Annotated in this window: 8 protein-coding genes; 5 read left to right on the top strand and 3 right to left on the bottom strand. The window is 69.3% G+C overall.

All coding sequences use genetic code 11. The features are described 5' to 3' along the window. Nucleotide 1: 1 nt before the first annotated feature. Nucleotides 2-2,854, bottom strand: a complete 2,853-nt coding sequence (locus tag U4012_RS09065) for a heavy metal translocating P-type ATPase (RefSeq protein WP_321797852.1) — start codon at nt 2,852-2,854, stop codon at nt 2-4. Between the two features lie 379 nt (nt 2,855-3,233). On the opposite strand from U4012_RS09065, the gene U4012_RS09060 reads away from it, so the two are divergent. Together U4012_RS09060 and U4012_RS09055 are read left to right on the top strand one after the other, a co-directional pair. After that, nucleotides 3,234-4,673 (top strand): DUF1254 domain-containing protein, encoded by a 1,440-nt coding sequence (locus U4012_RS09060; RefSeq protein ID WP_321797850.1) that lies wholly within the window; start codon nt 3,234-3,236, stop codon nt 4,671-4,673. A 152-nt stretch (nt 4,674-4,825) separates the two neighbouring features. Continuing rightward, a complete protein-coding gene (locus U4012_RS09055; protein ID WP_321797848.1) occupies nt 4,826-8,656 on the top strand; it encodes a DUF748 domain-containing protein in 3,831 nt (1,276 codons plus the stop codon). Nucleotides 8,657-8,721: 65 nt separating this feature from the next. On the opposite strand, the gene U4012_RS09050 is transcribed toward U4012_RS09055, so the two are convergent. Then, a complete protein-coding gene (locus U4012_RS09050) occupies nt 8,722-8,943 on the bottom strand; it encodes a hypothetical protein (protein ID WP_185500307.1) in 222 nt (73 codons plus the stop codon). 303 nt (nt 8,944-9,246) lie between these two features. On the opposite strand from U4012_RS09050, the gene U4012_RS09045 reads away from it, so the two are divergent. Next, the gene (locus U4012_RS09045) at nt 9,247-10,923 is read left to right on the top strand and encodes an alkaline phosphatase family protein (protein ID WP_321797846.1); all 1,677 of its coding nucleotides are present in this window, start codon (nt 9,247-9,249) and stop codon (nt 10,921-10,923) included. 79 nt (nt 10,924-11,002) lie between these two features. Here the strand turns inward: U4012_RS09045 and U4012_RS09040 are convergent, their stop codons facing one another. Then, a complete protein-coding gene (locus U4012_RS09040) occupies nt 11,003-11,899 on the bottom strand; it encodes a LysR family transcriptional regulator (RefSeq protein WP_321797844.1) in 897 nt (298 codons plus the stop codon). Nucleotides 11,900-12,061: 162 nt separating this feature from the next. Here U4012_RS09040 and U4012_RS09035 point away from each other — a divergent pair, with 162 nt between their 5' ends. Both U4012_RS09035 and U4012_RS09030 read left to right on the top strand, forming a co-directional pair. Beyond that, nucleotides 12,062-12,913, top strand: coding sequence for an ABC transporter permease (locus tag U4012_RS09035; RefSeq protein WP_321797842.1), 852 nt, complete (start codon nt 12,062-12,064; stop codon nt 12,911-12,913). Between the two features lie 7 nt (nt 12,914-12,920). Then, on the top strand, nt 12,921-13,952 hold the full coding sequence (locus U4012_RS09030; protein WP_321797840.1) for an ABC transporter ATP-binding protein: 1,032 nt from the start codon (nt 12,921-12,923) through the stop codon (nt 13,950-13,952). The last annotated feature ends 13 nt before the right edge of the window (nt 13,953-13,965 follow it).

The raw sequence follows: 13,965 nt of genomic DNA, 5'->3' as shown, positions 1-13,965 counted from the left end.
CTCATCGCGCCCGCCCTTTCCATCTCCTCAGCAGCAACGCATTCGTCACGACGCTGACGCTGGAAAACGCCATCGCTGCCCCCGCGATCACCGGATTCAACCAGCCGAGCGCCGCGAGCGGCACGCCGATCAGGTTGTAGACGAACGCCCAGAACAGGTTCTGCTGGATCTTCCGGTACGTCCGCTTCGAGATGTCGATCGCATCGGCGACGAGCGCCGGGTCGCCGCGCATCAGCGTGATGCCGGCCGTGTGCATCGCGACGTCGGTGCCGGTGGCCATTGCGATGCCGACATCGGCCGCGGCGAGCGCGGGCGCGTCGTTGATCCCGTCGCCGACCATCGCGACGATTCCGCCGTGCGTACGCTTCAGTTCGGCCACCACGCGTGCCTTGTCGTCGGGCAGCACCTGCGCATGCACTTCGCCGATCCCGAGCGTCGCTGCGACGGCCGCCGCGCTGCCGCGGTTGTCGCCCGTCACGAGCACGCTCGCGACGCCCCGTGCCGACAGGGCCGCGACCGCGTCGCGCGCGCCGGGCTTCACGGTGTCGCCGAACGCGATCAGCGCGAGCAGCGCACGCGGCGCATCGGCGCGCATCAGCCACGAAATCGTATTGCCCGCGCGTTCGAGTTCCGCGGCACGCGCGTCGAGTTCGGGCGGCACGACGATGCCGAGTTCATCGCGCCAGCGGGTGCTGCCGAGCGCGAGAAGCTGCCCGTCGACACGCGCTTCGACGCCGCGTCCGGCCACCGCGCGCGCATCGGCCGCGACGATCTCGGCCGAACCCGCGCCGCCGCCGCGGGCCAAGACGTCAGCATCGTGTGCGGCGACCACCGCGCGCGCGAGCGGGTGATCGCTTTGCCGCTGGACCGCGGCCGCGAGCGTGAGCGCCTGCTCACGCGGGATGCCGACGGCGTCGAACGCCGTCACGGACGGTTTGCCTTCGGTCAGCGTGCCGGTCTTGTCGAACGCGATCACGGTGGTGCGCTGCGCGAGTTCGAGCGCCTGGGCGTCCTTGATCAGCACGCCGTGGCGGGCCGCGACGCCGGTGCCGGCCATGATCGCCGCGGGCGTCGCGAGGCCGAGCGCGCACGGGCACGCGATGACGAGCACCGCGACCGCGTTGAGGATCGCCGTTTCGGTGCCGGCGCCGGCGATCAGCCAGCCGATCAGCGTCAGCACGGCGATGCCGAGGATCGCCGGCACGAACACTTCGCTGACGCGATCGACGAGCCGCTGGATCGGCGCTTTCTCCGCCTGGGCGGATTCGACGAGGCGGATGATGCGTGCGAGCGTCGTTTCCGCGCCGATCGCGGTGGTTTCGACGACGAGCGCGCCTTCGCCGTTGATCGACCCGGCCGTGACCGGATCGCCGTCGTCCTTCGGCACCGGCAGGCTTTCACCGGTGATCAGCGATTCGTCGACGTGCGAGCGGCCCGACACGATCCGGCCATCGACGGGCACACGCTCGCCGGGACGGATGCTGACGGTCGTGCCGACGCGCACCTGCGCGAGCGGCACGTCGCGTTCGACACCGTGCTCGACGACGCGCGCACGGTCCGGACGCAGCGCGTTCAGCGCGCGGATCGCCTCGGTCGTCTGGCGTTTCGCGCGCGCTTCGAGCCATTTGCCGAAGCGCACCAGCGTGACGATGACGGCCGATGCCTCGAAATACAGGTGGCCGGGGTGCGCGGGGTCGCGCAGCAGCATCCACAGGCTCAGGCCGAACGCGGCCGACGTGCCGAGTGCGACGAGCAGGTCCATGTTGCCCGTGCGTGCCTTCACCGCATGCCAGGCGGCGCGGTAGAAGCGCGCGCCGAAGCCGAACTGGACGATCGACGCGAGCACGAGCTGCAGCCAGCCGGGCAGCATCGCGTCGAAACCGAACGGCGCGACGAGCATCGGCACGACGAGCGGCGCGCTCAGCACGGCCGAGCCGATCACGAGATTGCGCTCGCGGATTGCTTCGCGTTGCTTGCGGGCGTCGGGGGCTTGCGCGGCGGCGCCGGTGTCGGCGCCGGCGGTGGCGTCGGTCGAGGCGCCCACGTCCGCGGTGGCGGCGAGCGACGCCCGATAGCCGGCCGTCGTGACCGCCTCGATCAGCGTGGCGGCGTCGAGCGCGCTGGTGCCATGCACCGACGCGCGTTCGGTCGCGAGATTGACCGACGCATGCGTGACGCCCGGCACCTTCTCCAGCGCCTTTTCGACGCGCGACACGCATGACGCGCAGGTCATCCCGTCGATGGCGAGTTCGAGGCTGGCGGATGCCGGAGGCACGGACGAGGCAGGGAGGGCGGCGGTATCCGGTGCGAGCGGCGTCGCACCATAACCGGCCTGCCTGACGGCATCCGCCAGTTGCGACGCGGAAACGTCCGCTGCGGCGTCGACCGTCGCGCGTTCGGTCGCGAGGTTGACCGTTGCGCGCGTGACGCCCGGCACTTTCGCGAGTGCTTTCTCCACGCGCGACACGCACGACGCGCAGGTCATGCCGTCGATATCGAGTTCGATCGTGGTGGCGGTGGCGGTGGCGGTGGTGGGCAATGCCGTTGCCGTTACCGGCGGTGCTGCGACGCGCGTCGCGTGCCCCGCGGGCGCGGCCGCCGCGGCTGCGCCCGTCGCTTCGCGCACGGTAGCGCGATAGCCGGCGGCGCCGATCGCATCGACGAGTTGCGCCGGCGTGACCGCATCATGCGCTGTGACCGTGGCCGCATGCGCGTCGAGATCGACCGCGGCCTCGACGACGCCCGGCACCGCAGCCAGCGCACGTTGCACACGGCCGGTGCAGCCGCCGCAATGCATGCCGTCGACGGTCAGTTCGACCGTTTGCAGGGCTGCGGAGGCGAGTGGTTCAGTCATGTCGGATTCCCCAAGAGCGCGGATCGAGCCGCGAATGATGTCAGTATCAACATTCCCATGATGGGAAGGTCAAGGGGGGATGCAATACAGGATCGTGTCGACGGCCAACGCATTCTCGCCTGTCATGCCCGGCCAGCGCAGGCGGCGGACCGCTTCGTACAAGGGGCCGGATCAGCGGAAATTCAGGCTGACGACAAGCCGGCTACTGCTGCGCCCGTTATTCGGCATATTGGGGGATGCCCTTAGGCGCTATGATACCGGCCTGACATCAGCGTCCGCCCGGCGAAGCGGCGACCGGGCAGGCTGGGGTGCCTTGCCTTCGCCGATCGTGAGTCGAACAAGGCGTTGACTGACAAGAACGATATTCGGCCAGTATTCAATGATTGAAAACCTACGAGAATCAATTGCTCTGCGGCGCGCGGCAGGCGCGTCGCTGGCCCTGGCGACGCTGCTGGCAGGATGCGCGTCGCAACCGGATGCGATCCAGCGGAAAACCGGCTGGATGCGCGCCGAAGTGGCCGACTCTTATGTATACGCGTATCCGCTCGTGCTGATGGACGTCGCGAAGGAAGCCGCGACGGGCGGCGACGGCGCGCAGCCGGGCCAGGCGCCGCTCAACACGCTGCGTCACGCGCAGGCGCTGCCGCCCGTCGGCGCGCTCAACCCGCCGCTGCCGGGCGTCGACACGCTCGACTCGACCGGCTGGCTCGACGTTGGCGCCGAGCCGGTGATCGTGACGCTGCCGGACACCCGCGGCCGTTACTGGGATGCGCGCGCGCTCGACATGTGGACGAACGTGCTGTGGTCGGCGTCGAGCGTGGCGGCGCGTGGCGCTCGCGGCGTCGTGAGAGCGCAAACGATTGCCTTCGCCGCAAAGGACTGGCAAGGCACGCTGCCGAAGGGCGCATTGCGGATCGACGTGCCGTCGGCCAACGCGTGGCTCGAAGTGCGGCTGCAGACGAGCGGCGGGCGCGACCTCACGAACGTGAAGAAACTGCAGCGGACGATCCGCGTGGTGCCGCTGTCCGTCTATACGGGCAGCGCGCGCGGCGCGTCGGTCGCGGTCCATGCGGGCAGCGCGCCGTCGGAAGCGGCGAGCGGCGGCACGCCGGCCGAGCAGGTGGCCGCGCTCGACCCGAAGGCGTTCTTCACGCGCTTCGCGCAGGCGCTGCAGGACAACCCGGCACCGGCCGACGATGCGCACGCGCAAGAACAGCTGAAGGACATCGGCGTGACGGCCGGCTACCCGGTGCTGTGGACGGGCGATCGCCTGAACGCCGCGACGGCCGGCGTCGCCGAGGCGCGCGCGCGGCTCGCGACACCGCCGTCGAACCTGCTCAACGCGAACGGCTGGAGCTGGATCGGCGACACGGCCGGCAAGTACGGTCAGGATTACACGCTGCGCGCGTACGCGGCCTACACGCAGTTCGGCACCGCGACACGCGACGACGAGACGCTCGCGTTCGTGCGCGTCGACAGCGACGGCCATGCGCTGAACGGCGCGAACCGCTACGTGCTGCATTTCGCGCCCGGCGCGTTGCCGCCGGTGCGCGGGTTCTGGACGCTCACGCCGTACGCGACGAACGGTGCGCTGCCCGACGTCGGCTCGGCGCGCCGCTCGCTCGGCGACCGCGACCGGTTGCGCCGCAACCACGACGGCTCGATCGACGTGGTCGTGTCGGCATCGCCGGGCGGCACGCATGCGGCCAACTGGCTGCCGGCGCCGCGCACCGATTTCGCGCTCGCGCTGCGGCTGTACGCGCCGAAGCCGCAAGCGAGCGACGGCTCGTGGATGCCGCCCGTCGTCGTCCGGAAATGAACCGACGGGCGCCGCCGCTGTCCGATCCGCGGGCGCGGCAGCAGCGCCCGAACGTCGTTCCGTCACCACCTGAGCCTATACTTTCGGGATAGCGTGCACGGCCGTGCCGGTTTTCCGGCGCGGCCCGGCATCCAATCCCGAGGCATCCAAGCATGGCAAGCGCAGACAAAGAAACCGTACCCTCGACCCTCCATGCCCTCGGCGGCGTTGCACGCTCGCGCCGGACCCGGCGTATCGGCCTCGGCGTGCTGATCTTCCTCGTTTTATTCGGACTGCTCGGGTTCTTCGCGGCGCCGCCGCTGATCCGCCACATCGCCGAACAGCAACTGAGCCAGCAGCTCGGCCGGCCGTCCACGGTCCAGCGCGTCGCGCTGAATCCGTACACGCTGAACCTCGAAGCCGACGGCGTGCACGTCGGCGAGCGCGGCGGCCAGGGCGACTTCATCGACATCGGCAAGCTCGTCGTCAGGCCGTCGTGGTCGTCGCTGTTCCGCGGCGCGCCGATCGTCAACGAAGTGCGCGTCGACTCGCCGCGCTTCCATATCGTCCGTTACGACGCGCAGCGCTTCAACTTCACCGACCTGATCGAGAAGTTCTCGACGCCGTCCAAACCCGAAAGCAAGCCGACACTTTTCTCGGTGTCGAACATCCAGGTCAACGACGGCCGGATCGACTTCGACGACCGCCTGCTGAACGAAAAGCACGTGGTCGACAACTGGACGCTCGGCATCCCGTTCATCGCGACGCTGCCGTCGAAGACCGACATCTTCGTGCAGCCGAGGCTGCGCGCGCGGTTCGACGGCAGCCCGATCGCGATCGACGGCAGGACGAAGCCGTTCGCGCAGTCGCGCGAGTCGGAAGTCGCGCTGACGTTCGACCGGCTCGACGTGCCGAAGCTGATTTCGTATGCGCCGGCGAAGCTGCCGGTGATCGTCACGAGCGGCCTCCTGAGCAGCGACCTGAAGCTGAACTTCGTGATGAGCGGCGACACACCCGCGCTGCGCGTGTCGGGCACCGTCGATCTCAACGACGCGAAGGTGACCGACCGCGCGTCCGCGCCGCTGTTCGCCGCGCGCGGCGTGCACGTCGCGGCCGCCGGCCTCGAGCCGCTGCGCAACGTGCTGCATTTCGACGAGATCCGGCTCGACCAGCCGGTCGTCGACCTGGCGCGCGACAAGCAGGGCGTGCTGAACGTCGAGAAGCTCGCCGGCCAGCCGTCTGCCGCGCCGAAGGCGGCCGCCGGCAAGCCGGCCGCTGCTTCGTCGGCCGCTGCCGCATCGGGTGCCACCGCATCGAGCGAAGCCGCCGCCGTCGCCGCCGCGAGCGGCACGAAGGCCGAAGCCGCCGCGAAGGAAGCGCCGCCGCTCGACCTGACGATCCGTCATCTCGCGATCGACGGCGGCACGATCAACGTCGACGATCGCGTGCCGGCGACGCCGACCGCGCTGTCGCTGACGAAGCTGGCCGCGACGCTCGACGGCTTTGCGCTGCAGGGCAAGACGCCCGCGAAATACACGTTGTCGACGTCGTTGTCGCGCGGCGGCGACCTGAAGGCCGAAGGCGCGTTCAGCCTGGCGGCGAAGCAGGCCGACACGAAGCTGACGGTCGATGCGCTCGCGCTGCCGGCGCTGCAGCCGTATCTCGGCGAGGCGACCCGCGCGCGCGTGCTCGACGGCACGCTCGGCGCGAGCGTCAACGCGAAGGCCGACTGGGGCAAGACGCCGCTCGACGCGCAGGTCGCCGACAGCACGGTGAGCCTGAAGTCGCTGAAGCTCGCGACGCCGGACGCGAAGGCGCCCGCGATCGTGCTGCCCGACGCGAGCGCGAAGATCACGAAGGTCGACGTCGCCGCGCGCAGCGCGGAAATCGCGAGCGTCGACGCGACCGGGCTCGCGCTCGACGTGAAGCGCCTGAAGGACGGCAAGATCGACCTGGCGGCGCTGGGCGAACCCGCGCAGGCGGCGGTGCCCAGGCGCACGGTCGCGCGCAAGGCTGCGGCGGCCGCGCCGTCATGGCATTACCGGATCGACGCGCTGAACGTGAAGGAATCGTCCGCGAACTTCACGGACCTGTCGACGCCGCGCCCGGTGAAGCTCGCGATCAAGCCGCTCGACCTGTCGGTGCAGAAGATCAGCGACGACCTGACGAAGCCGCTGCCGGTGCAGCTGAAGGCGACGCTGAACCGCAAGGGCTCGGTGAACGTGTCGGGCGACGTGACCGCGCAGCCGCTGAAGCTCGGCCTGAAGATCAACGGCAACCGCCTCGACGCGGCCGCGTTCGAGCCGTACTTCGGCAGCGCGCTGAACGCGACCATCGCGAGCGCGCTGCTCAACGCGCAGGGCAACCTGACGTTCGCGCAGGTGAAGGACATGCCGCGCGCGACCTATCGCGGCGACGTCGCGCTGGTCGACGTGCGGATGCTCGACAAGGCGACGTCCGACCCGTTCGCCGGCTGGCGCTCGCTCGCGCTGTCGAACCTGAAGGTGAACCACGACGAGAAGGGCACCGACGTCGACGCCGCGCGCGTGACGTTCTCGAACTTCTACGGCCGCGTGCTGCTCGATGCGCAGGGGCGGCTGAACCTGAAGGACGTCGTCGCGAAGGAGACGGGCCCCGCGCAGTCGCTGACGCGCGACGCGAGCAAGCCCGAACCGGTGCCGCTGTCGCCGGGCATGACGCCGCCGGCCGCCGCCGCGCAGGCCTCGTCGGCCGCGGCCGCGCAGCAGGCGTCGGCGCCGGCCGCCGCATCGGCGACGGTCGTCGTGAAGGCCGCGCCGCCGCCGCAGAATCCGGTGCGCATGCATTTCGGCGAGCTTCTGCTGCAGGACGGCCGCGTGACCTACACCGACAACTTCATCAAGCCGAACTACACGGCGAACCTGGTCGCGATCAAGGGGACGGTCGGCGCGTTCGGCACGGACTCGATGACGTCCGCGCCGGTCGACGTCGCCGCGAACCTCGCGGGCAACGGGCCGATCTCGATCAAGGGCTCGGTGAACCCGCTGATCGACAAGCCCGCGCTGGATCTCACGGCGACCGCGCACGACATCGAGCTGACCAACCTGACGCCGTATTCGGCGAAGTACGCCGGCTACCCGATCACGAAGGGCAAGCTCAACGTCGACCTGCACTACCAGCTCGCGAACGACCAGCTTCAGGCGAACAACCACATCTTCATCGACCAGCTCACGTTCGGCGATCACGTCGAAAACGACACGGCGACCAAGCTGCCGGTGAAGCTCGCGATCTCGCTCCTGAAGAACACGCGCGGCCAGATCGACGTGAACCTGCCGGTGTCGGGCTCGCTGTCGAATCCGGAGTTCAGCGTCGGCGGGCTGATCTGGCGCGCGGTGCTGAACCTGATCGCGAAGGCGGTCACGTCGCCGTTCACGCTGCTCGCGAATGCGTTCGGCGGCAGCGGCGGCGAGGATCTCGGCTACGTCGAGTTCGCGCCGGGCGCGTACGAGCTGACCGACGCGCAGCAGAAGAAGCTCGATACCGTCGTGAAGATGCTGACCGAGAAGCCGTCGATCCGGCTGGACCTGATCGGCCGCGTCGATCCGGCGAAGGACACGCCGGGGTTGCGCGACGCGTACGTCGAACGGCTGGTTCGCCAGCAGAAGCTGAAGGACGTGGTCGGCCAGGGCGAGAGCATCGATCCGATGTCGGTGAAGGTCGAACCGGCCGAGTACACCAAGTACCTGACGCGCGCGTACAAGGACGCCGACTTCAAGAAGCCGCGCAACCTGATCGGCCTGCAGAAGACGCTGCCCGATGCGGACATGAAGCAGGCGCTCGCCGATCACGCGCCGGCCGACGACAACGCGCTGCGCGCGCTCGCGCAGCAGCGCGCGCAGGCCGTGCGCCAGTACCTCGACGGCAAGATCGATGCGAGCCGCATGTTCGTCGTGGCGCCGAAGCTCGATGCGAAGGGCATCGAGGACAAGGGCGCGACGACGCGCGTCGACTTCGGCCTGCAGTAAGCGTTACGCCCTCATCCGCCGCCGCCGCGTCCGATCGGCAATCGGGCGCGGCGGCGCGCGTCCCGTCAGCGCACCTCGATCGCCGGCTCGCGCTTGTCCAGTTCCTTCCTCGCGGCCAGCGGCAGGCGCGCATCGTCCCAATGCGTGAGCCATTCGACTTCCTTCGCGGTGAACACCTGGCCGTAGTTGCGCAACGCGTACTGCAGCGCGTCGACGACGTGGTGGCGAATGATTTCGGGGGTGCGTGCATCGTCCAGCACGAACCGGAGAGCTTCCAGGGTCGACATACTCGTGCTCCGGGTCAGGGAAAACCCTTTATCACACGCCAATAGTCATACGCCAAGCGTGAAAAAAATTCGCGCGGCGGGCGACGGCGCGCCCGATGCACCGACCCGGTGCGAACCTCGCGCGCACACGTCGCAGCGTGCGCCGGGTCGCTTTCTTTTGCGACCGCGTCGTGTCACTTGCGATTGGTTACGTTTGACAGAAAACAGAAAGCCCCGCTTCACGCGAGCGCCCCACGGCGCGGCGATATTTTGCGCGCCTGATGGCAGGTCACGCAGTTCAACGTCAATCGATGAGGTGGGGTGATGATTTCCAGGTTCGCTAAGCAACGAAAAATGGCGGTGATGGTGGCGGGCGCGCTGGCGCTCGCAAGCGCCGGCGTCTACGCGGCGCAGCAGGACGGCAACAGCCAGGGCGATGACGCCGGCCACGGCCGGCGCGTCGTGAAGCACGTGCTGCTGATCAGCGTCGACGGCCTGCACGAGCAGGATCTCGCACGCTGCATCGGCGCGAACACGTGTCCGAACCTCGCCGTGCTCGCACAAAGCGGCGTCACGTACACGAACGCCTATACGCCCGGCCTGTCGGACTCGTTCCCGGGGCTCGCCGCGCTCGTGACGGGCGGCTCGCCGAAGACGGCCGGCCTGTTCTACGACGTGTCGTACGACCGCAACCTGTACGCGCCGAGCGACACGACCTGCTCGGGCAAGCAGGGCTGGAACGTCGTGTTCGACGAGACGACCGGCATCGATGCGTTCAACGGCGGCGCGCTCGTGCACCTCGACGGCGGCGGCGCATTCAATCCGCAGGCGATTCCGCATGCGAAGGTCGACGGCCAGTGCGTGCCGGTCTATCCGCACAACTACGTGAAGACCAACACGGTGTTCGAGGCCGTCAAGGCCGGCGTGCCGAACGCCTACACCGCGTGGGCGGACAAGCACGCGTGGGGCTACGACTGGCTGAACGGCCCGTCGGGCACCGGCGTCGACGATCTGATGCGCACCGAGATCAACTCGATCGACCCGGCGACTAACACGGCCTACACCGACGTCTATTCGCACACGGCGCGCTTCGACAACCTGCACGTGCAGGCGCTGGTCAACCAGATCGACGGCCGCGATTCGACGGGCACGAAAAACGCGCCGGTGCCGACGCTGTTCGGCGCCAACTTCCAGACGCTGAGCGTCGCGCAGAAGGCGCCGGTCGCGAAGGGCGGCGGCTATCTCGACGCGAACTTCACGCCGAACGGCCAGGTCGCGAACGCGATCACGTACGTCGACAACTCGATCGGCCGCATCGTCGCCGAGCTGAAGCAGCGCAACCTGTACACGTCGACGGCCGTGATCGTCACGGCGAAGCACGGCCAGTCGCCGACCGATCACACGAAGCTCGTGAAGAACGGCGACACGCTGACGAAGCTGCTCGAAGCGAACAACTACGTCGACCCGAACGGCAACTTCGGCCAGAACAACACGACGACGGGCAACCTGAACGACGGCTCGGGCCTGGTCGGCACGGGCTTCGTGCAGACTGATGACGTCGGCCTGATCTGGCTGCGCGACCGCAGCCAGCGCACGGCCGTGGTACAGACGCTGAAGGCGAACCTCGGCTGCAACGCGCCGGGGATCTGCGCCGACGGCCCGCAGGCATCCATCCTGTACGGCGCGGCGCTGGCCGACCGGTTCGGCGATCCGGCCAACGGCCGCACGCCGGACATCATCGTCCAGCCGAATCCGGGCGTGATCTACACGTCGAGCACGAAGAAGGACGAGGAACACGGCGGCAACGCGCCGGACGACAGCCACCTCGGCCTGCTCGTGTCGTACCCGGGCCTCCATCGTGCGCGTACCGTGAGCGATGTGGTCGGCACGAAGCAGGTCGCGCCGACAATCCTCGGGCTGCTCGGCGCCGAACCGAAGCTGCTGCACGCGGTCGTGGCCGAGAACACGCACGTGCTGCCGGGGCTCGGCATCGACCACTGACGCAACGGGACGGGCGGCACGGCGCCGTGTTACCGGCGCCGCCGTGCCGTCCGGGCGTGCCCGGCCATGCCGGGCACGCTCAGCGCTCCGCGCATGCGCCGAGGATCCATTCCCTGAAGCGCCGCAACGCGGCGCTCGTCTCCAGGCGCTCCGGCGCATAGCACAGGTAGTGCCCCTGCGCATCGACGTCGACGGGCGCGTCGAACGGTTCGACGAGCGCGCCGCTCGCGAGCGTGTCGGCGATCAGGAAGCGCGGCACGAGCGCGAGCCCGAGCCCGGCTTGCGCGGCCTGGATCAGCACCGAATACTGTTCGAAGCGCGGCCCGGCCAGCGCGTTCATCCGGGCGACGCGATGGCGCTCCGCCCAGAGGGACCACGCGATTTCCGCCTGCTCGTGCACGAGCCGCGGCGCGGCGGCCGTGTCGGCGGGCGTGCGCAGCGCATGTCGCGCCGCGAATTCGCGGGAACAGACCGGCACGAACGTGCGGCCGTCCAGGTAATCGCAGCGGACGCCTTCCCATGCGCCGTCGCCATAGCGTATCGCCGCGTCAAGTCCGAACGGAAACACGTCGCCGTGCGCGAGATGGCGGCGAAAACTCAGCGTGACGTCCGGCGCGCCGGCCAGAAAGCGCGCGAGGCGCGGCACCAGCCACTTCGTCGTGAAGGTCGGCACGCTTGCGATCGTCAGCAGGTCGCTGTCCTCGCGCGCGCTCAGCAATTCGATCGACGCGTTGCCGATCTCGCGCAGCGGGCCGATCACGCGTGCGTGATAAACCTGCCCGGCCCGCGTGAGCGCGAGATTGCGCCCCTCGCGCACGAACAGCTTCACCCCGAACAGCGTCTCGAGATTCGCGATCTGCCGGCTGACCGCGCTCGGCGTCAGGCCCAGCTCGCGCGCCGCATACGAGAAGTTCAGGTACTTCACGGAAGTCGCGAACGCGTGCAGCTCCGCGACGTTGGGAAACAGGTGCTTCACGGCGAACTATTCCTTGCGCGCACAGATCGATGCGGGCGTTGTACGTTTTTTTCATGACGATGCCATGTCGGATCCGCACACTGCGGCCGTCATGACAACGCGTGCCGGCCCTGCCCGGCGGGCGTTGCGTGACTCGTTCCGTGTCCGTCAGCGAGATTCGCCATGCATCCGCCAGCCGCTCCGGCCCTTGCCGAAGCTATTCCGATTCGTCGTAACAAACGGCCGCGCGCGATCGCGGGACGCCTGCTGCTGCAGGCGCTCGTCGCGGTCTTCGGGCTGTACCTCGCGTTGCCTATCGTGCTGCTGCTGATCGGCTCGGTCGGCCAGTCGTGGACGAACACGCTGCTGCCGACCGGCATCACGTCGCACTGGTTCGCGGATCTGGCCGCGAACCGCAGCTTTACCCGCGCATTCGGCACGAGCCTCGTCGTCGCGCTCGCCTGCTGCCCGATCAATGCCGTGCTGGCGCTGCCGCTCGCCTATGCGCTGCATCACCGCGCACTGGCCGGCCGCGGCTTCGCGGCGCGCATCGTGATGCTGATGCCGATCGCGGTGCCGGCGCTGACACTCGGGTTCGGCTACATCGCGATCTTCAGCGGCGATGCGCTGCCGTGGCTCGGCACGCTGCCGCTGATGATCGCCGCGCATGCGGTGCTGACGCTGCCGTACCTGCTGCAGACGCTGCTGAGCGACCTGCGCCACCTGGGGCTCGCGCATCTCGAGGCGTGTGCGGCGACGCTCGGTGCGACGCCGCTGCGCCAGTTCTTCACGGTCGTGCTGCCGAACCTGCGGCACAGCCTGTTTTCCGGCCTCGTGATGGTCGCCGCGCTGTCGATCGGCGAATTCCAGATCTCGAACCTGATCGCGGGCTTCCGTTACCGCAACTATCCGATCGTGCTGCTGCAGGCGTTCTACGGCGCGTCCGGGATGGCCTGCGCGGCGACCGTCGTGCTGCTCGTCCTTGCCGTGCTCGCGACGCTCGCTTCCGTCCTCACCGTGCCACGCCTGAAGTGAAACCGTCATGAGTCTCGATTTCGAAAACGTCAGCTTCCAGTATCCGGGCGCCCGTCACGGCGTCGACGCGGTTACGCTGTCCGCGGCCCAGGGCGAACTGCTCGCCGTGATGGGCCGCAGCGGCTCCGGCAAATCGACGCTGCTGCGCCTCGCCGCCGGCCTGCTCGACGGGTACGGCGGCCGTATCGCGATCGGCGGCCGCGACATGGCCGGCGTGCCGGTGTGGCAGCGCGAGGTCGGGATGGTGTTCCAGCACTATGCGCTGTTTCCGAACCTGTCGGTCGTCGACAACGTCGCCTACGGCCTGAAGATGCGCGGCATGGCCGCGGCGCCGCGCCGCCGCCGCGCGCTCGAGATGCTCGAACGCGTCGGCCTCGCCGCGCAGGCCGGACGCAGCACGGCGCTGCTGTCCGGCGGGCAGCAGCAGCGCGTCGCGCTGGCTCGCGCGCTCGTGATCGAACCGAAGCTGCTGCTGCTCGACGAGCCGCTCGCGGCGCTCGACGCCGGCATTCGCCACCAGCTGCGCGACGAGATCCGCGCGCTGCAGCGCGCATGCGGCGCGACGACGCTGCTCGTCACGCACGACCAGGACGAAGCGCTCAGCATGGCCGATCGCGTGGCGATCGTCGACGGCGGACGCATGCTGCAGGCCGGCACCCCGCGCGACCTGTACGAGCGTCCGGCGACCGCGCAGGTCGCGCGTTTCGTCGGTCATTCCACGCTGCTGCGCGGCCGCGTGCTCGCGCATGGCGCGGTCGACGTGCGGTTCACGACGCTGCGCGCGGATACGGGTGCGCACCGGCCGGGCGACCCGGTCGAGGTGCTGATCCGGCCCGAACACCTGCAGCCCGATCCACCCGAGTCCGTCGCGAACCGCATCGACGGCCGGGTCGGCGAGGTGCGCTACTTCGGCGCGACCCAGCGCTTCGACTTCGTACCGGCCGGCACGACCGACGCACTGCTCGGCGAAGGGCGCGAACTGCCCGCGCGCTGCGTGTCGATCGAGCCGCGCCATCTGCTCGTGCTGCCCGCCGCGTGAGCGCGGACGACCC

The sequence above is a fragment of the Burkholderia sp. BCC1988 genome, assembly GCF_905339895.1.
Classification (GTDB): Bacteria; Pseudomonadota; Gammaproteobacteria; order Burkholderiales; family Burkholderiaceae; genus Burkholderia.
This window is presented reverse-complemented; position numbering and strand designations above follow the sequence as displayed.